This window comes from Lysinibacillus sp. NPDC092081 (assembly GCF_044755845.1).
Lineage (GTDB): Bacteria > Bacillota > Bacilli > Bacillales_A > Planococcaceae > Lysinibacillus.
On the sequence record NZ_JBIVRU010000006.1, the window covers coordinates 30193 to 52085 of the forward strand.

The 21893-nt window shown below is 39.6% G+C and carries 16 protein-coding genes; all 16 read left to right on the forward strand.

The window, feature by feature from the left end:
* Positions 1-25: 25 nt before the first annotated feature.
* The 16 genes from ACIQLB_RS11555 (at position 26) to ACIQLB_RS11630 (ending at position 21867) form a co-directional block, all read left to right on the forward strand.
* The gene (locus ACIQLB_RS11555; RefSeq protein WP_400725429.1) at positions 26-3808 is read left to right on the forward strand and encodes a DEAD/DEAH box helicase; all 3783 of its coding nucleotides are present in this window, start codon (positions 26-28) and stop codon (positions 3806-3808) included.
* A 1-nt stretch (position 3809) separates the two neighbouring features.
* A complete protein-coding gene (locus ACIQLB_RS11560) occupies positions 3810-4568 on the forward strand; it encodes a hypothetical protein (protein WP_400725432.1) in 759 nt (252 codons plus the stop codon).
* 211 nt (positions 4569-4779) lie between these two features.
* A complete protein-coding gene (locus ACIQLB_RS11565) occupies positions 4780-5853 on the forward strand; it encodes a glycosyltransferase (protein ID WP_400725435.1) in 1074 nt (357 codons plus the stop codon).
* A gap of 564 nt (positions 5854-6417) precedes the next feature.
* Positions 6418-8610: a DNA topoisomerase III gene (locus ACIQLB_RS11570; RefSeq protein WP_400725439.1), complete on the forward strand. Its 2193-nt coding sequence runs from the start codon at positions 6418-6420 to the stop codon at positions 8608-8610.
* Between the two features lie 522 nt (positions 8611-9132).
* Positions 9133-9999 (forward strand): MurR/RpiR family transcriptional regulator, encoded by an 867-nt coding sequence (locus ACIQLB_RS11575; RefSeq protein ID WP_400725854.1) that lies wholly within the window; start codon positions 9133-9135, stop codon positions 9997-9999.
* 5 nt (positions 10000-10004) lie between these two features.
* Entirely contained in the window at positions 10005-11120 is a 1116-nt protein-coding gene (locus ACIQLB_RS11580) for a M20 peptidase aminoacylase family protein (RefSeq protein ID WP_400725442.1), read from the forward strand.
* A gap of 52 nt (positions 11121-11172) precedes the next feature.
* Positions 11173-12012, forward strand: a complete 840-nt coding sequence (locus tag ACIQLB_RS11585; RefSeq protein WP_400725445.1) for a GNAT family N-acetyltransferase — start codon at positions 11173-11175, stop codon at positions 12010-12012.
* On the forward strand, positions 11987-13093 hold the full coding sequence (menC, locus tag ACIQLB_RS11590) for an o-succinylbenzoate synthase (RefSeq protein WP_400725447.1): 1107 nt from the start codon (positions 11987-11989) through the stop codon (positions 13091-13093). The genes ACIQLB_RS11585 and menC overlap by 26 nt, the downstream gene beginning before the upstream one ends.
* 128 nt (positions 13094-13221) lie before the next feature.
* Positions 13222-14274, forward strand: coding sequence for a YkvI family membrane protein (locus tag ACIQLB_RS11595; RefSeq protein WP_400725450.1), 1053 nt, complete (start codon positions 13222-13224; stop codon positions 14272-14274).
* 449 nt (positions 14275-14723) lie between these two features.
* Complete coding sequence (locus ACIQLB_RS11600) at positions 14724-15374, forward strand: TetR/AcrR family transcriptional regulator (protein ID WP_400725857.1); 651 nt, start codon at positions 14724-14726, stop codon at positions 15372-15374.
* A gap of 230 nt (positions 15375-15604) precedes the next feature.
* Positions 15605-16747 carry an acyl-CoA dehydrogenase gene (locus tag ACIQLB_RS11605; RefSeq protein WP_400725453.1) on the forward strand — a complete coding sequence of 381 codons (1143 nt, stop codon included), beginning with the start codon at positions 15605-15607 and terminating at the stop codon, positions 16745-16747.
* Between the two features lie 24 nt (positions 16748-16771).
* A complete protein-coding gene (locus tag ACIQLB_RS11610; RefSeq protein ID WP_400725456.1) occupies positions 16772-18406 on the forward strand; it encodes an AMP-binding protein in 1635 nt (544 codons plus the stop codon).
* A 16-nt stretch (positions 18407-18422) separates the two neighbouring features.
* The gene (locus tag ACIQLB_RS11615; protein WP_400725459.1) at positions 18423-19781 is read left to right on the forward strand and encodes an acetyl-CoA carboxylase biotin carboxylase subunit; all 1359 of its coding nucleotides are present in this window, start codon (positions 18423-18425) and stop codon (positions 19779-19781) included.
* Positions 19782-19945: 164 nt separating this feature from the next.
* Positions 19946-20158: an acetyl-CoA carboxylase biotin carboxyl carrier protein subunit gene (locus ACIQLB_RS11620; protein WP_031418413.1), complete on the forward strand. Its 213-nt coding sequence runs from the start codon at positions 19946-19948 to the stop codon at positions 20156-20158.
* A 12-nt stretch (positions 20159-20170) separates the two neighbouring features.
* On the forward strand, positions 20171-21088 hold the full coding sequence (locus tag ACIQLB_RS11625; RefSeq protein WP_400725464.1) for a hydroxymethylglutaryl-CoA lyase: 918 nt from the start codon (positions 20171-20173) through the stop codon (positions 21086-21088).
* Entirely contained in the window at positions 21085-21867 is a 783-nt protein-coding gene (locus ACIQLB_RS11630) for an enoyl-CoA hydratase (RefSeq protein WP_400725467.1), read from the forward strand. The genes ACIQLB_RS11625 and ACIQLB_RS11630 overlap by 4 nt, the downstream gene beginning before the upstream one ends.
* Positions 21868-21893: the final 26 nt, after the last annotated feature.

Genomic DNA, 21893 nt, shown 5'->3' on the forward strand with positions numbered 1-21893 from the left:
AGTGAAACGGAAGGGAGGGCTGCTCATGCAGGACATCGCTTTACTAGAAAAACAACGCTGTAGTCTAATATTGACTAATAAAGCGAAGGAAGCGGTAGAGGAATGCTCAGCAAATGAGCATGCCTTTTTTGCCTTACAAAAAACATTCACCGTCTATATCGAAAAGCGCAAAGCAAAAACAGTTGGAGAAACATTTTTATCTGTTTATTTCAATGCGGAGCACAATGAAAAGTTGACCGACGCCATTGCTGAGAAAACAGCCATTATGGATTGTGTGCTAAAGGCTGAAGGATTGCTAGCTACAAATATTCGTTTTGTACATATGCGAGGCCAAATCAATACAAACCGACGCTTACCAGCAGCATTACAATTTGTTACAAGACCTAATAATGGAGCAGGGATTCCGCTCGAGCTTCATAAAAAAATAAGAGAGCTACCGATAGCCGAGGAGCGCACAGAATATGTGAAAAAGCGTATCTCGAGCTGGGAAGGCTATTTAAAAATTCAAGAACGTGATGCGACTATTGATGATATTCATACAGAGTTTAAGCAAAGCTATTTTAATGAAGATTTTACTAGGCTGACAATTGTCTGCCCTTATATAAAATCGAAGGAATGGAAGAAGCTTGAAGGGTTAAGTGTGAGCATTCAAGGGGTACGCGGTGAAATTGGACAAGTATTAAAGGCTAATGCAGGGAAGCAGGCAATAGAAATTGACTTAAAGCCTTTTGTGCAAGATTTAGCACGTAAAGATCAACTAAACCTTCGTTCAAAGCAAGCGAGCTTTAGTAATTTTGCGACATTGAGTCAAATTAGACGATTGCGCAATGGTTTTACAAAGCTTGAAAAAGGCGAGGCAGTTAACCCTAATTTAGAGACAATTCTATTTGAAAAACGCCCAACTGTCCGAACATCAAAGCTTCGAGAGGATATTGTTTTTCACAATAATTTAAACGAATATCAAAGACGTGCTGTTTTAGGAGCATTGTCTGTTGAAGATTTGTATGTGATTCAAGGACCTCCTGGCACAGGGAAAACAACCGTTATTTCTGAAATTTGTCAGCAAAATGTCAAGGCTGGCTTAAAAACACTCGTGGCTTCTCAATCAAATCTAGCCGTGGATAATGCTTTAGGACGACTACTTTCTAATCAAGAAATTCGAATTTTACGCTATGGTAGAACGGAAAGTATTGAAGAAGAGGGTAAAAAATTTATTGAGGAAAATGTTGCGCTTTATTGGCGTGAGCAAACTCTCGTAGCGATTGAAGAGGAAATTACAGCCTTTACAGAACGTGAACAAGAACTAAAATCAAGTATTTGCAAGGCTGAGGAAGAGCTAGAAAAGCTTGAGGCATGGCTTGAGGAGCTAACAAAGGAAATAGCTGCAAAAGAGCAGGCCGCAATTGACGAGCCAATCTTACAGCAGGAAATACAAGCGTTAAAGAAAGAATTAAAGGCTGCGAAAGTTGAGCAGCAGGAGAACGAGGCACATAAAGAGCATTACGAAAAACAGCTGGCGCAAATCGAGCCTGCTGTAAAGTCGCTTGAGCAGACCCTTGCTGAAAGCCCATCTATAGAGCAGCTAAAGCTTACAATAGAAGAAACTACTCAAAAAATTGAGCAATTGGAAGCATCTTCTCAATATAAGGAGCTGCAAGAGCAAAAGCAGCATCTAGCACTGCAGTTCAAAGATATCCAATCGAAATATGAAGAGGAAAATAATCGTCTTCGATTAATGAAGGATGCCGAACAATATATCGGTACTTTAACGTCCTATGAGCGCATCGAACGATTTTTACAACATTATCACATTCGCCCATCCTATGTGCTGTCACAGCAAATTAATCGATTGCAGCATTTAGAGGATGCCAAAGATTTAGAGGCATGGGCAACCATCAATTCACGTTTGCAAAAAGCGATCGCAAAGCTTGAGGCGTTGGTATCTGATGAAGAAAAAGAACGTGCCCTTGCTAAAAGTAGAGTTCAGCAAGTTCAATCGTTTTCGTTGCAAAATCTAACAGGTGTTTTTGCGCAGCTTAATACAGTCTTTCAAGATGATCAAACACCACCTGCCGAGCAAATTGAGAGTTTCTTGCTCGGGTTATATATGCGTCGTGATTTTGTCTGGCAAAAAGGTGTAGCTCTCAAACAACAACAAGATCATAAAGATCAAGAATTTGAGTCCTTACGTAAAGGTATTGGTGGCTTGTTACATCAAGAGTGTGCGATTACAAGCTTTGACGTTCAAAGTATACAGCGACAATTACAACCATATTTACAGCATACAGAACGACTGCAGCAGCTAGCTGAGACATTCCAAATTGATGCTGAGCCAGAAGAGTCTGTAGAGCATTTAAAAATGCTTGTATCACAATCGAAATCTTCTCTTCAAACAGAACGTCAGCAGCTTGAGGCAGTAGAGCATGCTAATACACAGCTCCTACCAAAGAAAGCGGCACTTCAAACAGCGCAGACTAGCTTACAAGAGATTGAACAACAGCTCACACAATTAGTAGAAAATATAAAAGAAATTAATATAGCTGGATTAAAGAAGGAGAAGCAGCTAACGGCATGCACAAAGCTTCTACAATCAACACCAGAGCGTACTTCCGAGGAAGTAGTGGAAACAATTGCATCCTCCAAAACAACAATTGTGGAATTACAGCGCAAGGAACAACAGCTACCGCTTCGAAAAAAATTACAAGAGCAATGGCGTGACAAGCTGCAAAACGCTACTGAATATGATTTAGATGAAATTCGTAAATTATATGTGCGTCATGCGAATGTTATCGGTACGACATGTGTCGCTTCAGCAAGTAAGGAATTTATGGAGAACTACCCAACGTTTGATGTTGTCATTATTGATGAAGTATCAAAGGCAACACCACCAGAGCTATTATTACCGATGCTTAAGGGTAAAAAAGTTATTTTAGTGGGCGATCATCATCAGTTACCTCCATTACTTGGAGACGATACGTTGGAGGAAACGTTAAAAGCAATGCTCGATGAAAATCCAGACTTCGATGGCGCGCAGGAATTAAAAAATTTGCTGCGTGAATCACTGTTTGAACGCTTATTTAATAACTTGCCGCAAACACATAAGCAAATGCTGGCATTGCAGTACCGAATGCATGAGAAAATTATGCACAGTATTACACCGTTTTACGCAAAAGAGGAAAATGGTTTGCAATGTGGTTTACCAGATTCAGATGCAGCACGAGACCATTGCCTAGAAGGACAGTTTGTGAACCGTGATGATCATTTGCTATGGGTTGATATTCCGACCGAAAAGCCTTATCTAGAGGATCAGGTAAAGGGCGGAACGAGTCGTTACAATGAGGGTGAATTACAAACAATTCGACGTATTTTAATAGATTTGAATAAGGCTGTTATTGAAGCAAAAGCAGCGGGACGCATACCTCAGGATGCACAAAAAAGTGTTGGGGTAATTAGCTTCTACGGAGAGCAAGTAAAGAAAATTAACCGCCTTCTACAACAGGAATTACAGCTCCCACATCTTCAATTTAGAACCGGGACAGTCGATAAGTTCCAAGGTATGGAGATGGACGTCATATTAGTTAGTATGGTACGTAATACGCCGAAAGGGGGAGACGTTGGCTTTGCAAGAGATTATCGCCGCTTAAACGTTGCCTTATCTCGTGCACGAGAACTATTACTACTTGTCGGAAGTGCTGAGATGTTTGCCAAACGTGCCAAGCATCAAGATACACGAGAGATGTACAGCAATCTGTTAGAGACAGTGAAATCCTATAACGGCTTGCGTAATCACGAAGGACAGGTGATGTAGATTGTCAAAATTACAGCAGCGCTTAATGCGTGAACTTCAGCAAAATCGAAATATTAAAATCGTCAAAATCAATGAGTGGTGCATCCCCATTCGAACAGTAGAAGTGACCTATGAGCCAGTTCGTCGTTCCACTATGGATGTCTTGATGACAATGCTGTTAATGAGCATACAGGAAGCGGATTTTGCAAATGCACAAGAATTAAGTGAGCTATTGCTAGTCGATCCGTTATTTATTGAGGATTTAGTATCGTTAATGTCTCGAGTAAGTCTTATTGAGCAAACGGAAAGCTTCTATAGATTAACCTCTAAAGGACAGCAGCAACTGGAACGTGGCATCTTTGAAGAGGAGCTAGATGTAGAAATGGCCAACCTTTACTATAGTCCATGCCATCTTGCATTTCTTACTGTCGACGAGGACAATATGGAAGAATACGATGATCTACCAGAGATATATCGCTATGTGGATGAAGAGGCTGAGAAGCAGGAGCATTTCGAAGAAGCACTGTTAATAGAAGCGCTACAGCAAGAGGATGACAAAGAAGCTGGAGCTGGCGCCTCACAAAAAATAATTTCAAAAATTGTTCAAACCGACGCTAAACAAATTAATGATAGCCCGTGCCTTGAATTTGTCCTACACAATAAAGAGCAAGATACTTTGTTCGTTCGTGTATGGAACGCACTATTAAATCAATGGGATTCGCACCTAGAACAACAGCTCACAGAAAAAGAACAACTAGGGTGGCGTGAACAATATTTATAAAACAAAAAACGAACGTGTGTAGCGTTCGTTTTTTGTTGTGCTTTTTAGGTGAATGTCGATAAAACGGAAAAGTTGGGCGATAAAAACAAAATGTTAGGTGATAAATTAATAAAGTTGGTCGATAAATTCAAAAAATAGGGAGATAAAATAGTAAAACGCCTCGATAAATTTTTAAGCTTGCATATATTATTACAAAAAAAGGAGGGGACCGATGTTTACGATTAGTTTATGTATGATTGTCAAAAATGAAGAATGTATTATTGAAAGATGCTTAGATTCCGTTCAACATTTAGTGGATGAAATAAATATTATAGATACAGGTTCAACTGATCGTACAAAAGATATCGTTCGAAACTATACCTCTCGAATTTTCGACTTTACCTGGTGCGATGACTTTGCCAAAGCTCGTAACTTTTCCTTTCAACAAGCTACGAAAGATTATATTTTATGGCTCGATGCAGATGATGTGATCACAACAGAACATCAGCAAAAGTTTCTACAACTTAAGCAATCACTTTATCATCCAAATGTCGATGCTGTTTCAATGGATTATTATGTAACGTTGGATGTTGATGGCTGTGTAGAATCGAGCGAAAAAAGGTTTCGTCTCGTAAAACGTGCACGTAATTTTCAGTGGCGGGGTGCCGTCCATGAGTATTTAGATGTAACAGGCCAGCTTTATCATAGCGATATAGCCGTTACACATTTGCCAAGAAAAAGTGATATTCATCGCAATATTCGTATTTATGAACGTTTAATGAAAGAAGGGCACCCATTTTCAGCTAGAGAAACTTTCCATTACGCAAATGAGCTCAAAATTCATCAGCGATTTGTAGAAGCGATCAATCACTATAATATTTTCCTAGATTCCACAAAAGGCACTGCCGATGAAAATATAGAGGCTTGCTTAAATTTAGCGGATTGCTACCAACAGCTACGCGATTCAAAACAAGCAACACAAGCTATTTTACAATCATTATTATATGATCGACCAAGACCAGAAACATGCTGTCGAATCGGTCATTTTTTTATGGAGCAATCGAAAAATAAAGAGGCTATCTACTGGTATTCACAAGCATTACAGCAACCTATAGAACAAACAATGGCTATTCACAAGCACGCTTATTCCACATGGCTTCCACATTTACAGCTAAGCTTGTTATACAATCGCTTGCGTCTCTATGAAAATGCATATCAGCATAATGAAGCAGCACGTAAATTTAAGCCAAAAGATCAGCGCGTACTAGATAACCGAAAGTTCTTGTTAAGTCAGTTAAAGAAATAAGGCCGTCATGGAAAAGGAACATCAATAAAATTTATATATATACCGTAACCAATTAACACCGATACAAAAACAACAATCGTCATAAAAATCACATTCCGAGGCCTGAAAGTTCGAGCATCCATTCATTCATCCCCTTTCGATTTTGTGAACATTCTGTTAACTCAACATATGTTTTGAGAGTTTGAGTATGCAGTTCATCTTCGATATTTTTATTTGAAGCATAGAAAAAGAGCAAATTCACAATTAACGTGAATTTGCTCTTTAAATTAATCGTCTAGCTGATTAGTTCTGTGGGTTAGCCGATCAATATTCCTGTCTACCCGATCAGTTCTGAGGGGAACCTGATCAACATTCCTGCCTAGCCGATCAGTTCTCAGGCGTACCTGATCATTTTTCTAGGCTACCCGATCAATTCTCTGATGTACCCGATCATTTTCCATCACTACCTAATCATTTCTCCGGCAATGACTGTTATGGAGGCTAAGTAGATGCCTCTAAACAATTTCTACCCCGAACTTATGGTATATTAGACAGTACATAGTTAGTAAAGGAGTACGAAAATATATGGTTAAAAGTGTAGTTATTGCTGAAAAACCTTCAGTTGCACGTGATATAGCAAACGTCTTGAAATGTAATAAAAAGGGGAATGGATTTTTAGAAGGTGACAAATATATAGTTACTTGGGCATTAGGTCATTTAGTGACATTAGCTGATCCAGAAGCCTACGATAATAAATATAAAACATGGAATTTAGAAGACCTTCCGATGTTGCCAGAACGTATGAAGCTAGTAGTGATGAAGCAGACGGGTAAGCAATATAATGCGGTCAAATCACAGTTAACGCGTAATGATGTCAATGAAATCATTGTGGCTACTGATGCTGGGCGTGAAGGTGAATTAGTTGCTCGATGGATTATTGACAAAGCAAATGTTAAAAAACCAATTAAACGTTTATGGATTTCATCTGTCACAGATAAAGCGATCAAAGAAGGATTTGCTAATTTAAAACCGGGTAAAAATTACGAAAATTTATATGCTGCAGCTGTCGCTCGTTCTGAAGCGGATTGGTACATTGGCTTAAATGCGACGCGGGCTCTAACAACAAGATTTAATGCACAGTTGAATTGTGGCCGTGTTCAAACCCCAACTGTTGCGATGATTGCTGCACGCGAAGATGAAATTAAAAACTTCAAACCACAAACGTACTACGGTATTGAAGCACAAACAGATTCATTAAAGCTTACATGGCAAGACGCAAACGGTAATTCACGTAGCTTTAATAAAGAAAAAGTCGACGTTATTGTCAAAGCATTAGGCAATCAAGATGCAAAGGTTGCATCAATTGATCGCAAGCCTAAAAAATCATTTGCTCCTGGTCTTTATGATTTAACAGAATTGCAACGTGATGCCAATAAATTATTTGGTTATTCTGCAAAAGAAACATTAAATATTATGCAAAAGCTATATGAATCTCATAAAGTGCTGACATACCCTCGTACAGATTCACGCTATTTATCATCTGATATTGTCGGCACATTACCTGAGCGTCTAAAAGCATGTGGCATCGGCGAATACCGTACATTAACGAATAAAATTTTAACTAAGCCGATTAAAGCGAATAAATCATTTGTAGATGACAGTAAAGTATCCGATCACCATGCCATTATTCCAACTGAAGGCTATGTGAACTTATCTGCATTCAATGATAAAGAGCGTAAAATTTATGATTTAGTAGTAAAACGATTTTTAGCTGTATTATTCCCAGCACAAGAATATGAGCAATTAACAGTACAAGCTCAAATCGGTAATGAGAAATTTATTGCCAAAGGGAAAACGGTCACTATTGCTGGTTGGAAAGAAGTATATCAAAATCGTTTTGATGATGAAGAATCAACGGATGATGTCAAAGAGCAACTGCTTCCTCGTTTAGAACAAGGACAAGTGTTAAAAACAAAGCTAATTGCCCAAACATCTGGTCAAACAAAGCCACCAGCACGTTTTACAGAGGCGACATTACTATCTGCTATGGAAAATCCTACGAAGTATATGGAAACGAACGACAAGAAACTTGTAGATACGTTGAAATCAACAGGCGGGTTAGGGACAGTTGCAACACGAGCAGATATTATTGAGAAGCTATTTAATTCATTCTTAATCGAAAAACGTGGCGGCAAAGAAATTCACATTACATCTAAAGGTCGTCAATTACTGGACTTAGTGCCTGAAGAATTACGTTCTCCTGCAACAACAGCCGAGTGGGAGCAAAAGCTTGAGCTCATTTCAAAAGGTAAGTTGAAAAAAGATGTGTTCATCAATGAAATGAAACAGCACACGAAAGAAATAGTCGCTGAAATTAAAGCAAGTGATAAAAAATATAAACATGACAATATCTCAACAAAATCCTGTCCTGATTGTGGCAAGCCAATGCTTGAAGTCAACGGTAAAAAAGGCAAAATGCTTGTCTGCCAAGACCGTGATTGTGGACATCGTAAAAACGTATCTCGCGTCACAAACGCACGATGCCCGCAATGTAAGAAAAAGCTAGAACTACGTGGTGAAGGTGATGGCCAAATCTTCGTATGTAAGTGTGGTTATCGTGAAAAGTTATCTGCATTTGAAGCCCGTCGTAAAAAAGAAGGCGGTGGCAAAGTAGATAAGCGTAGTGTACAAAAGTACATGAAGCAGCAAGAAAAAGAAGCTGAACCGATTAATAATGCGTTTGCAGATTTGTTAAAAGGAATGAAATTTGATAAATAAAGTTCAATTAATAGTTGATATGACTGAATTTATTGTTGGTATAAAATAAAATCACGATGTTTTTGGCTCTGGATCACTGATCTGGAGCTTTTTTTTATTTAAATAAGGTAAATGAGAAAGTGCATAACAAAACTTATCACTATGTACTTCATTAAAGAATAACGGTTTATGGGAAACAGCACTTCTCGTTCAATAGTATCTATACCAGCAGTATCACTAGAATCGCTGATAACAGCATGAAAATCGCTGATAAAATGTCAAAGATAGCTGATAACATCATAAAGATCGCTGATAAAATTTCGAGAACAAGTTGGCCCAAGTGGCTCATCGGGCGCCTCTGGTCGAAACGGAAATTAACCCCGTTATGATAATGGGCCACTAAATTGAAAAATCTCTATTTTTCATATATAAACAGAAATTTCAGAAAACATATTGAATTGTGAAAATATTTATGCTACTGTATGTAACATGAAAATGAAGTTTAAACTTCAAAAACTAAAATAAAAAGGATGTACTTCTTTGATGGATAATCAAACAATTCAACAAGTCATTCAACATAACTACCAGGAGCTTTCAAAGAGTCAGCAAAAGGTAGCGATCTTTATCCTCAAAAATTTGCAGACTGTCGGCGTTCACTCAGCTGCATATGTGGGGGAAAAGGCAGGGGTAAGTGAAACGACGGTTATCCGCTTTTGCTACGCTATAGGATTATCGGGTTATGCTGAGTTGCAGAGAGAGATTACGATGCATCTATTCAATGAAGGACATACTAGTAGCTTGCACAATTATTTGCAATCAAAGCAGGCACTTTTTGAAACGCCACGTTTTTATGAAAAAACGATGGAAAAGGATGCATCGAGTATTTTAAATGTGGCTAAGAACATTAACGAGGAAGATTTTAATCGTGCTTCTCGCCTGCTGCATACGAAGAAAAAAATCTATATTGTTGGGAATGGGTCCTCCCATTTAGCGGCACAATGGTTGTATTTTACGTTAAATATGTTACGTCCTAACGTAGTGCTGTTAGATTTTGAAACTAGTGAAATCATTAGAGCTTTACAAGAAATCGATGAGGATAGTGTGGTCACTATTTTATCGTTCCATCGCTATTTTAAAGAACCGATTCAATTTGCAGCTGAAATTCAAGAAAAAAATTGTGAGATTATTGGTATTACAGATTCTAAAATTGCACCTATTACGCAATATGCGACGATTACCTTTGTGAATGAACAGCAAGAAATGTCTACAATTGACGCAATGCCAGCGCTGATTGCATTTTTAAATACACTAATTGCAGGTATGACTGCACAAAATCACGACTATTATGAAAATCAACGCGTAAAATATGATGATTTCCAAAATAGCTTTTTAGCAAATCGATGGAGTTGAATAAAATGAACCAAGGTTTACAAAACTTACAGCCGAGATTGGCAGAGATTTTTACACATCTACATGAGCATCCAGAAATTAGCTGGAAGGAGCAGAAGACAACGCAGTACATTGCAGATCTATTGAAGGAGGCACAGATGGAGCCTCAGCTTTTCGAAAATATGACTGGACTGTATGTAGATATCGGGAAAGGGACACCGACAGTCGGATTTCGTACGGATATTGATGCACTATGGCAGGAAGTAGATGGTGAATTTAAGGCCAATCATTCTTGTGGTCATGATGGTCACATGACGATGGCTATCGGGACGGCACTAGTGTTAAAGGATATGGAGCATTTACTTCCCGGCGCAGTACGAATTCTTTTTCAGCCTGCTGAAGAAAAGGCACAGGGCGCTCGCGCATTCGTTGAGAAGGGACTTATTGATCATCTAGAATACTTATTTGGTGTCCATGTTCGTCCGTTAAAAGAATTACAGGACGGAACGTATGCCCCAGCATTGTACCATGGTGCGGCAAAGCTTTTTACTGGGACCATTATTGGAGAAGAGGCACATGGCGCACGACCTGAACTTGGCATTAATGCTATTGAGGTAGGGGCAGCGATTGTCGAAGGCTTACAAAAAATTTGGACGGACCCCAATGTCTCAGCATCAGTTAAAATGACGCAATTTAATGCAGGAGGTACTGCTACAAATATTATTCCTGGGAAAGCAACATTTAGCATTGATGCACGAGCACAAACAAATGAAGTAATGCAAGCTCTTACAGATGGTATTGAACGCGTGAAGGCATCGGTAGAAGCAATGTATGGTGCAAAAATTTCCTTAAATGTAGATGCGCATATTGTTGCAGCACTAGTAAATGATGAGGCATTACAGCATATGAATGCAGCTATTATTGAAGTTGTTGGTAAAAAGGCATGTGCTTTACCAGTCGTCACTCCGGGAGGAGAGGACTTTCATTTTTATACGTATGAGCGTCCTATTCTTAAAGCGACAATGCTTGGCTTAGGCTGTGGTGTAACACCAGGATTACATCATCCTAAAATGACATTTAATCGAGAGCGGCTTATTACTGGTGTGAACATTATCACGAGAGCTATTTTACGAGCTTTATAGACCCTAAGTTAGGGCCGTTAAATGGGATAAAGAATAGAAAGAAGTGATAGTAATGATTGACGTAAGGGAAATAAAGACAATCGAACAACTAGAGCAAGTTCAGCAATTGGAATTTAACGTCTGGGGCATGCCTTCAATTCCCATTCATCAAACTTTAACAGCTGTGAAAAATGGCGGTATCGTTGTTGGAGCCTTTGATGATGATCAATTAGTTGGCTTTAGCTATGGCTTTTCAGGGTTTCGAGAGGGCAAAAGCTATTTATGCTCCCATATGTTAGGGATAGACGAAAATTACCGGTCTCAAGGAATAGGTGAACAATTAAAATATACCCAGCAAGCTATTGCTATTGAGCGGGGCTACGATTTAATGGTGTGGACGTTTGATCCGCTGGAAACACGAAATGGTTTTCTCAATCTGTCCAAATTAAATGGTATTTGTTATACGTATATAGAAAATTGCTACGGTGAAATGCAGGATGGCTTAAATAAGGGACTACCTTCAGATCGTTTTGAGGTGTGCTGGTATATCACCTCTGATTATGTAAGTAAAAGTGTTTCAATAGATGCAACTGATGCCATACCAGTGGCAAGTTGTATACCAAATGAACAAGGCTTTCCACACTTAAATATAACTGAAAATTCAAAATATAATGGAGATTTATATACATTGCCTGTACCGAAGGATTTTCAAGCATTGAAGCTGCAAGATCCAACATTAGCATTGGACTGGCGTTTCAAAACGAGATATTTATTACAACGATTATTTGCGCAAGGCTATGCGGCAGTTCAATTGCAGCAGCAAGAACATTACAACGAGTATGTTCTCATTAAATTAGAAACTTTAAATCTGGAAGGGGCAAACCAATATGAAAATTGCGGAAATTACCATTAGACATTTAAAAATGAAATTAAAAGAACCATTTACAACTAGCTTTGGCACGTTTGATGATAGAGATTTTTTAGTTTTAGAGGCCAAGGATGAAGCGGGAACGATCGGTTGGGGAGAATCTGTAGCGTTCCATTCTCCTTGGTACAACGAGGAAACATTGCAAACGAACTGGCATATGCTAGAAGATTTTTTAATTCCTCTTCTTTTAAATAAAGAGCTTCAGCATCCGGATGAGGTCAATGAGCTATTTAAACCAATTCGTAAAAATAATATGGCGAAATCCACGATTGAAGGTGCTATTTGGGATATTTATGCTCAGCAGACGAATCAATCACTGGCAGCTGCACTTGGTGGCAAAAAGGACAACATCGAAGTAGGGATCAGTATTGGTATTCAACAATCAATCGAGGACTTAGTAGCGTTAGTAGATGGCTTTGTGAATGAAGGTTATAAACGAATGAAAATCAAAATCAAGCCAGGTTGGGATGTAGAAGTCATGCGTACATTACGTGAAGCGTTCCCCGATGTGGCATTTATGGCGGATGCGAACTCAGCTTTTCGTCTGTCAGATGCTGAAACACTCAAGCAGCTAGATGCTTTTCATTTAACGATGATCGAGCAGCCATTGGCATCAGATGACATCATTGACCACGCAGCATTACAAAAATTAATCGATACGCCAATCTGCTTGGATGAAAGTATCCATTCATTAGAGGATGCACGTAAAGCTGTTGAGTTAGGCAGTACCAAAATTATTAATATTAAAATTGGACGTGTGGGTGGCTTAACAGAAGCAAAGAAAATACATGATTATTGTGAAGCAAATAACATTCCGGTTTGGTGTGGCGGCATGCTGGAGTCTGGTATTGGTCGAGCACATAATGTGGCATTAACTACATTATCGAATTTTATTTTACCTGGAGATACTGCAGGCTCCAGCCGTTATTGGGAAAAAGATATCATCGACCCAGAAGTTGTGGTAAAGGACGGCTATATTGAAGTTCCTCAAAAAGCGGGTATCGGTTATGAAGTGAATAGGGAGACGATTGATTTATTCACAGTAGCGCAGAAAACATATAAATAATGCAACTTAGAAAACTTATGGATGGAACTTAAATCATAAGGCGATGGCTCCTGCGAGGAAGCTACCGCGTACCCCAGGGGGATCTTGTGGATTTGAATTTGCTCAAAAAATAGATAAGCAGGTGTTCGATGAAAAAAAGTTGGCAGATAGGTGGCGCGTTTGTAGGATTAATCGTTGGTGCTGGCTTTGCATCAGGACAAGAAATTATGCAATACTTTACGAGCTTTGGTCTTTACGGTATTGCAGGAGGAATTGTCGCAACAATCGCATTTGCCTTTTTAGGGATGAGTCTAGCGCAATTAGGAGCGGATTCACAAACGACATCTCATAAAGAGGTTATATATCAAATTGGTGGACGTTATGTTGGGGTACTATTAGATATAGTCATTACATTCTTCTTATTTGGTGTTGCGGTTGTAATGTTTGCTGGATCGGGGTCAACATTTGAGCAAATGTTTAGTATAAATCCGATGATTGGCAGTATTTTTATGGTAATCATTACGATTTTAACATTGCTATTAAATGTAAAAAATATTATTAATATAATAGCTTTAGTGACGCCATATTTAATGGGGATCGTTTTTATTATTTTAATTTACTCCATTTTTACAATGGACTTAACAATTGCAGAACAGAATGTGTTAGCGCAAGAGCAAACATCTGCGGCTTCAAATTGGATATTGGGGGCGCTTCTCTATGTATCTTATAACATAGCTGCTGGTACTGCGATGTTAATTGTTATGGGGGGCACAGTAAAAGAGCGCAAGATTGCTGGTTTAGGCGGTTTTCTTGGGGGGGGAATGCTCGGTGTTTTAATCATACTTATTAATATTGCTTTGTTCGTTAAAATGGACGTAGTTGGTGGGGCAGCAATGCCAACATTAGAGCTAGCAAAACAAATTCATCCTGTTGTGGGTATTTTAATGTCTATTGCTTTATTAGGCATGATGTACAATACAGCTGTAGGGATGCTTTATGCATTTACAGTACGTTTTATAGCGCCTGACCATCAATATTTTAAGTTAGGCATTGTAGTCATTGGTTTAATAGGCTTTGTCGCAAGCTTAGTAGGGTTCACGACATTAGTTGGAAAGGTTTATTCAACAATGGGGTATTTAGGCTTTGCATTAATCATTGCAATCATCATCTCGTGGCTACGTAAAATACCAAAAGCTTCATAAAACTATGTTTTGAGATTCTCTAGTGTCTTTATACAGCGCTAGGGAATTTTTTTGGATTTTAGTAATGAAAAAAAGTTGGGAATCATACAGTAATTGTATGTTTGTTTACTTGTGGTGATTTATAATATTCTGCTTTATGTAAAATAAATTCTCGTAATTTTAAATAAAATCTATCTCGATGCTAGACACTAATTTTTGTAAATGCTATATTAATGGTGTCGTAGTTTTTTTATAATTAAGAAAAATCAGGTTTTGTCACCGAGAGATAGGATGGCATTTTGCTTAAACATATGCCGTATGCGTAAGTTGATTGGAGTGGAGGCTGAACGCCCCAAGGAAAGCGCCCAGCCGGAACGGAAATCAACCACACATTATGGTGATGACCCAAAACTTTTTCTAATTATAAAGAGTAATGGAGTAAAGAGTTATAAGAAGGATGATAGATGCCTATGGTAAAAAAGACGTTAAAACAACGCATTGTTGACGCTTCTGTAGTGCTATTTCAGCAAGATGGCTATCACAATGTAACTGTTGATCGCATTGTTGAATATATTGGTGCATCAAAAGGTGGGTTTTATCATAACTTTAAATCGAAAGATGAACTGTTGTATGAAATTCACGATGTATTTATTTCATATGTTATTAAACAGTCACAGGAGGCATATGACAAATACGATACGCCGATTACACGTTTATGTGCAATGCTGCAAACACTGACCCAAGTATTTGATATGTATCAAGCGCATATTACTGTTTTTTATGAGGAGAGTCGTTCATTGCCAGAGGAATATAGTGAAATTATTCATAAAAAACGAGATCAATATCGGGATATTTTACAAAAAGTCATAGCGGAAGGCCAGCAAACAAAGGATTTTCGCACAGAACTACCTTGTACTATTGTAACGATGGCTATTGTTGGGATGATTAACTGGACATATAAATGGTTTAAGCAATCAGGTCCATTAACAATGGAGGAAATTACAGAAGTATTTACGGATATGGTATTGCGTGCGATTGTCACTGAACAAGCAATGGAAGAAGCAGTTCAATTTATGATCAAGGGGGAGCCAGCAGTAGAGACTGGTTTTATTAATACTTAATACAAACCGACTAGTCGGTATTAACTTATTTCAACGGGTGTCCAAACACCCGTTGAAATAGAGGAACTCAACTCAGTCATTGCCACGTCCTGTGGCAATGACTGAGTGACCAACATCATGTCGGCCCAAAGCCGATTCCGGACGCAATTATGCCGAGGCATAATTGATTTTTTGCAACTGTCATCTGAACGAAATACGCTATGGCAAAATAAACATTAGGGGGACTAGGGATGAACTTTGAACTAACGAAAGAGCAAGAGATGATTCGAGACATGGTGCGTGATTTTGCTGAAAATGAAATTAAACCGTATGCTCGTGAGGTTGACGAGACATCGACGATGAGAATAGAGAGCTTTAAAAAGATGGCAGAGCTAGGTTTATTAGGTATCCCATTTCCTGAAGAGTACGGCGGTTCAGGCGGAGATACTGTTTCCTACGCACTTGCTGTTGAAGAAATCGGTCGTGCGTGTGGCGGCACAGGATTAAGCTATGCAGCAGCAGTTAGCCTAGGTGCATCGCCTATTTATAATTTCGGTACAGAGGAGCAAAAGCAGGAATGGCTTGTTCCGTTAGCAAAGGGGGAAACATTAGGTTCATTTGGTCTAACAGAGCCCAATGCGGGTTCAGATGCTGGTGGGACACGTACAACAGCCGTAATTGATGGTGATGATTACATCATTAATGGTGAAAAATGCTGGATCACAAATGCTGGCCATGCACGTCAAATTATTGTGACAGCAGTGACAGGTAAACGTGAAGATGATAAAAAAATCATCTCAGCTATCATTGTACCAACGAATACGCCTGGCGTAACGATCAACTGCAATTACGACAAAATGGGCGTACGTGGCTCCAATACGTGTGAGATTATTTTGCAAAATGTTCGTGTACCAAGAGCTAATCTTTTAGGGGATGAAAAACGCGGATTTAGCCAATTTTTAAATACTTTAGACGGAGGGCGTATTTCTATTGCTGCATTATCTGTAGGCATTGCGCAGGCAGCTTATGAGAAAGCACTAAAATACGCAAAAGAACGTGAACAATTTGGTGCACCAATTTCAAAACTTCAGGCAATACAGTTTAAATTAGCCGATATGGCAATGGAGATAGAGCTTGCACGTACGTTAGTACATAAGGCGGCATGGCTTAAAGATCAAAAGAAACCATTCGGGAAGGAAGCGGCAATGGCAAAATTATTTGCTTCTGAAATGGGCTTTCGTACTTGTAATCAAGCCATTCAAATTCACGGCGGTTCAGGGTATATGAAAGAATATGACGTAGAGCGTCATCTACGTGACATTAAGTTAATGGAAATCGGTGAGGGAACGTCTGAAATTCAACGTCTCGTTATTTCTCGTCTAATTGGCTGTTAATCATCATATATGAGGGGGATTTTCATGGCAGAACTTGTGTATCAAACTATTGGTCAATTGCTAGATGAACAATCTGAAAAGTATCCACAACGCGAAGCATTAGTGTATGCAGATAGGGATTTACGTATGACCTATGAGGAGCTCAATCGGCAAAGTCGTTTAGTAGCTAGAGGGTTGATGGCTCTTGGAATAGAGAAGGGTGAACATATTGCCGTATGGACGACTAATGTCCCAGAATGGGTGCAACTACAATTTGGTACAGGTAAAATGGGTGCCCCAATCGTCACGGTCAACACTAATTATCGTTCAAGTGAGTTGGAATATTTATTGAAGCAATCTGATGCAAAAACGATTATTTTAATTGAAAATTATCGAGACCATTCTTTTATGAATACACTGCAAGAGTTGTGTCCAGAGCTTGAAAATTGTGAACCGGGTAATTTGCAATCAAAGCGACTACCTTTATTGAAAAATGTTATTTTAATTGGCGAGACAAAATATCCCGGAGTGCTAAACTGGTCTGATGTTTTATCTGCTGCAGAGCAAATAACAGAGGAGCAATTAAATCAAAGACAGCAAGAGCTTCATTATGATGATGTTATTAATATTCAATATACTTCGGGAACAACAGGTTTTCCGAAAGGTGTTATGTTAACGCATTATAACTTAGTCAATAATGCGATTAATATTGCAGAATGTATGCGTTTAACATATGAAGATCGCTTGTGCATCCCTGTCCCATTCTTCCATTGCTTTGGCTGTGTAATTGGAACATTAGCGATTACAACTAGTGGTGGGACGATGGTACCAGTGCAGGAATTTTCAGCTGCTGAGGTGCTACAAACGGTTGAAAAAGAAAAATGTACAGCGTTACATGGCGTACCAACGATGTTTATTAGTGAGCTTAATTTACCGAATTTTTCGTCTTTCGACCTATCAACGTTGCGTACTGGAGTAATGGCTGGCTCTAACTGTCCTATTGAGGTGATGAAGGCCGTTATCGACAAAATGGGGATGAAGGATGTTACTATCTGTTACGGACAAACAGAAGCCTCACCTGTTATTACACAAACGAGAGCAGATGACCCGCTATTGTTAAAGGTAGAAACGGTTGGCCGTGCATTGCCGAATCTAGAAGTTAAAATCGTCGTTCCCGGTACAGACGAAGAAGCTGTGCCGAATGAGCAAGGAGAGCTATGTACGAGAGGTTACCATGTCATGAAAGGCTACTATAAAAACCAAGAAGAAACGCTTCTTGCAATTGACGAGGCTGGTTGGCTGCATACCGGGGATTTGGCAACGATGGATGAGGCGGGCTATGTACGTGTAACAGGGCGTTTAAAAGATATGATTATTCGTGGTGGTGAAAATGTATCTCCTCGAGAAATTGAAGAATTCCTTTACACACACCCAAAAATTGCAGATGTACAAGTTGCAGGCGTACCTGATCCTGTTTATGGAGAGGAAGCGGCAGCTTGGATCATTTTGCGAGAAGGAGAGCAGACAACAGAGGAAGAGATTCGGGATTATTGTCGGGATAAAATCTCTAGACATAAAATACCACGACATATTTTCTTTATCGACGACTATCCGATGACTGCATCAGGAAAAGTTCAAAAGTATAGATTGCGAGAGAGTTTTGGTGCAACAGTGAAGTAAAAAGGGGGCCAGTGTTATGTTCAAGAAGGTTTTAATTGCAAATCGTGGAGAGATAGCAAGGCGTGTTATAAGAACATGCAAACGACTAAATGTTCAAACAGTTGCGGTGTATTCTGAGGCTGACGCTGAAAGCTTACATGTTAAAGAAGCGGATGAGGCGTTCTGTATCGGAAAACCGCCTGTTGCACAAAGCTATTTAAATATTGACCGTATTCTTGAAGTGGCGAAGGAAAGCAGTGCTGACGCTGTTCATCCCGGCTATGGCTTATTATCAGAAAACGCTGAGTTTGCTAAACGTTGTACAGAGGCGGGCTTAGTTTTTATTGGGCCAAGTGCGGACGTAATTGCTTCGATGGGTAGTAAATTAGAAGCCCGAAAAACAATGAAGGCAGCAGGTGTACCAATAGTTGAAGGTGTAGAGGCACCGGTGAAAGATGTAACAGAAGCTATAGAAATTGCTTCCCGTCTAGGCTATCCGATTATGTTAAAAGCCTCTGCTGGCGGTGGGGGTATCGGAATGCAGCTCGTTGACAATGCAGAGGAATTGGCAAAAGCCTTTGAAGGAAATCAAAAGCGTGCACAGTCATTCTTTGGTGATGGCACGATGTATATGGAACGATTTATTGCTAATCCTCATCACGTCGAGGTACAAATTATTGCGGATCATGATGGCAATGTCGTACCACTATTTGAACGTGAGTGCTCGATTCAACGCAGAAATCAAAAAGTAGTGGAGGAAGCGCCATCTCCTTTCATTTCTGAAGAAACAAGAAAAAGTATGCTAGATGCGTCAGTCAAGGCAGTTCAGCATATTGGCTATGTGAATGCTGGAACGATTGAGTATTTAGTAGATGCAGAGCAAAACTTTTATTTCTTAGAGATGAATACTCGTCTACAGGTGGAGCATCCAGTGACTGAGGAAATTACAAAGTTGGATCTTGTAGAGGAGCAATTAAAGATTGCAGCTAAACAACCATTAGCATTTACTCGCGATAGCATAGAAAGAAAAGGGCATGCGATTGAAGTGCGAATCTACGCCGAAAATCCTTCTACCTTTTTCCCTTCTCCAGGCACAATTACAGCTTTTGAATTACCTACAGGTGAAGGTATTCGCCATGAATGTGGCGTAGAGGCTGGCACTACGGTAACACCTTTTTACGATCCGATGATTAGCAAACTAGTAGTATGGGGAGAAACACGAGCAATTGCGTGTGAACGACTTATCGAGGCACTTCAAGCGTATAAAGTAGAAGGAATTCAAACAAATATTCCGATGCTGCTGAAAACAGTCACACATGAACAATTTTTAAAGGGCTATACAACAACGAAATTTGTAGCTGAATATTATCTACCTCTTTTAGCAGAGACAAAATAAAGCCACTGGACGTATTGTTTATCTGTGCGAAAGCGAAGCGACAACAACAATTACGCCAAGGGAGAAATTGATAAAAAGCATTCGCACTTCACCATTAGTGCGAATGCGTTATATGAAATTCACATACGGTTAACCGTACATTCATACATTTGGAGGGATTTATAATGGCAACAGTTAAAGCGAGCATGGCAGGAACAGTATGGAAAATCGTTGTAGCAGAGGGCGAGAAAGTGACAGCAGGACAAGATGTGGCAATTTTAGAGTCGATGAAAATGGAGATTCCTATTGCTGCAGAAGAAGATGGTGTAGTAACAAAAATCATTGCGAACGAAGGGGATTTCATTAACGTTGATGATGATATTTTAGAAATCGAATAAGGAGGCTTCTTTATGCAGCTACCAAAGCATGTAACGTTAAAGGAAGTAGGTCCTCGTGACGGTTTGCAAAATGAGAAAATGCATCTTGCAACTGCCGATAAAGTACAGCTAGTGAATTTACTTAGCCAAACTGGAATGAATTATATCGAGGTAACGTCTTTTGTACATCCGAAGTGGATTCCACAGCTGGCAGATGCGGTGGAGGTACTTCAAGCCATTAAACGCCAAAAAGATATAACGTATGCGGCACTCGTACCGAACATGCGTGGCTTAGAACGTGCATTGCAGGCTGAAGTAGATGAAGTGAGTGTTTTTATGTCGGCCAGTGAAAGCCACAATCAAAGCAATATAAATAAAGCGATTAATGAAACATTTCCGATATTAGAGGAAGTAGTGGTAGGGGCAAAGGCAGCGCATAAAAATGTACGAGGCTATATCTCAACGGTGATTGGGTGCCCGTATGAAGGCTACATACAACCAGAAAAGGTTTTGCGAGTAACAGAAAAATTATTAGAAATGGGTGTCGATGAAATTTCACTTGGTGACACGATTGGTGTTGGTGTACCGACACAGGTGGAAAGTCTTTTAGAAGAATTGTTTAAAAGATACCCTGCGGAAAATTTTGCGATGCATTTTCATGATACACGTGGCACGGCACTAGCGAATATTGTTAAATCTTTAGAAATGGGAATTACCAAGTTTGATAGCGCACTTGGTGGGCTTGGAGGCTGTCCATATGCCAAAGGAGCATCAGGTAATGTAGCCACGGAGGATTTATTGTATTTATTAGATGGCATGGGTATTAACACGGGTGTAGAACTGAATAAAGTGCTAGAGGCGGCGCTATTTATTGAACAGAAACTAGGGAAAGCAGTTGCCTCTAAACAAATGGCGATTGCCCGTAATGAAAGGAGTGCGAGTCAATTATGACGCAACTCGTTCGTTTTGAATTATTAGATGGTTGCATTGGGCTTATTACACTTTCCAGACCTGAAGCTGCGAATGCAATGTCTGTACAATTACTCCAAGAACTAAGCACGACACTCGACAACATAAATGGTGATCCGGCAGTGCGAGTCATCTTACTAACAGGAGCAGGGGAAAAAGCTTTTTGCGCAGGAGCAGATTTAAAAGAACGTAAAGGGATGCCAGACCGACAAGTAAAGCAGATTGTGCAATTAATTGGGGCAACAGTAGCAAAAGTAGAAGCACTCGCTCAACCAGTTATCGCGGTATTAAATGGTGTTGCTTTTGGCGGTGGGCTCGAACTTGCGTTAGCCTGTGATTTACGTCTTGCAGCTGCCCATGCAAAGATAGGTCTTACAGAAACATCTCTAGGCATCATCCCAGGAGCAGGAGGCACACAACGACTTCCGCGACTAATTGGCATTGGGAAAGCGAAAGAATTAATTTATACAGCACGTCGATTAAATGCAGAGGAAGCAAGAAGCTACGGTATTGTAGAGTATGTTCATGAGGGACATGAAGTACTTGAAAAGGCTCAGCAACTTGCACTTGAAATGGCAAAAAATGCTCCGCTTTCTTTAGTACAGGCGAAAATTGCGATCAATCAAGGTGTTGAAGTCGATTTAGCTACTGGCTTAAAAATCGAATCACTTGCATATAATGCTCTGATTCCTACAGAAGATCGATTAGAGGGCTTACTAGCTTTCCAGGAAAAGCGAACACCGCAATATGTAGGGAAATAAAGGGCGCTGATGAAGGATTTTGGATG

Coding starts and splice junctions, on each gene's coding strand:
- ACIQLB_RS11570 (WP_400725439.1), top strand. CDS start 6,418: ATGGTTAAAAGTGTAGTTATTGCTGAAAAACCTTCAGTTGCACGTGAT.
- ACIQLB_RS11595 (WP_400725450.1), top strand. CDS start 13,222: ATGAAAAAAAGTTGGCAGATAGGTGGCGCGTTTGTAGGATTAATCGTT.
- ACIQLB_RS11555 (WP_400725429.1), top strand. CDS start 26: ATGCAGGACATCGCTTTACTAGAAAAACAACGCTGTAGTCTAATATTG.
- ACIQLB_RS11575 (WP_400725854.1), top strand. CDS start 9,133: ATGGATAATCAAACAATTCAACAAGTCATTCAACATAACTACCAGGAG.
- ACIQLB_RS11625 (WP_400725464.1), top strand. CDS start 20,171: ATGCAGCTACCAAAGCATGTAACGTTAAAGGAAGTAGGTCCTCGTGAC.
- ACIQLB_RS11600 (WP_400725857.1), top strand. CDS start 14,724: ATGGTAAAAAAGACGTTAAAACAACGCATTGTTGACGCTTCTGTAGTG.
- ACIQLB_RS11585 (WP_400725445.1), top strand. CDS start 11,173: ATGATTGACGTAAGGGAAATAAAGACAATCGAACAACTAGAGCAAGTT.
- ACIQLB_RS11580 (WP_400725442.1), top strand. CDS start 10,005: ATGAACCAAGGTTTACAAAACTTACAGCCGAGATTGGCAGAGATTTTT.
- menC (WP_400725447.1), top strand. CDS start 11,987: ATGAAAATTGCGGAAATTACCATTAGACATTTAAAAATGAAATTAAAA.
- ACIQLB_RS11630 (WP_400725467.1), top strand. CDS start 21,085: ATGACGCAACTCGTTCGTTTTGAATTATTAGATGGTTGCATTGGGCTT.
- ACIQLB_RS11605 (WP_400725453.1), top strand. CDS start 15,605: ATGAACTTTGAACTAACGAAAGAGCAAGAGATGATTCGAGACATGGTG.
- ACIQLB_RS11565 (WP_400725435.1), top strand. CDS start 4,780: ATGTTTACGATTAGTTTATGTATGATTGTCAAAAATGAAGAATGTATT.
- ACIQLB_RS11620 (WP_031418413.1), top strand. CDS start 19,946: ATGGCAACAGTTAAAGCGAGCATGGCAGGAACAGTATGGAAAATCGTT.
- ACIQLB_RS11615 (WP_400725459.1), top strand. CDS start 18,423: ATGTTCAAGAAGGTTTTAATTGCAAATCGTGGAGAGATAGCAAGGCGT.
- ACIQLB_RS11610 (WP_400725456.1), top strand. CDS start 16,772: ATGGCAGAACTTGTGTATCAAACTATTGGTCAATTGCTAGATGAACAA.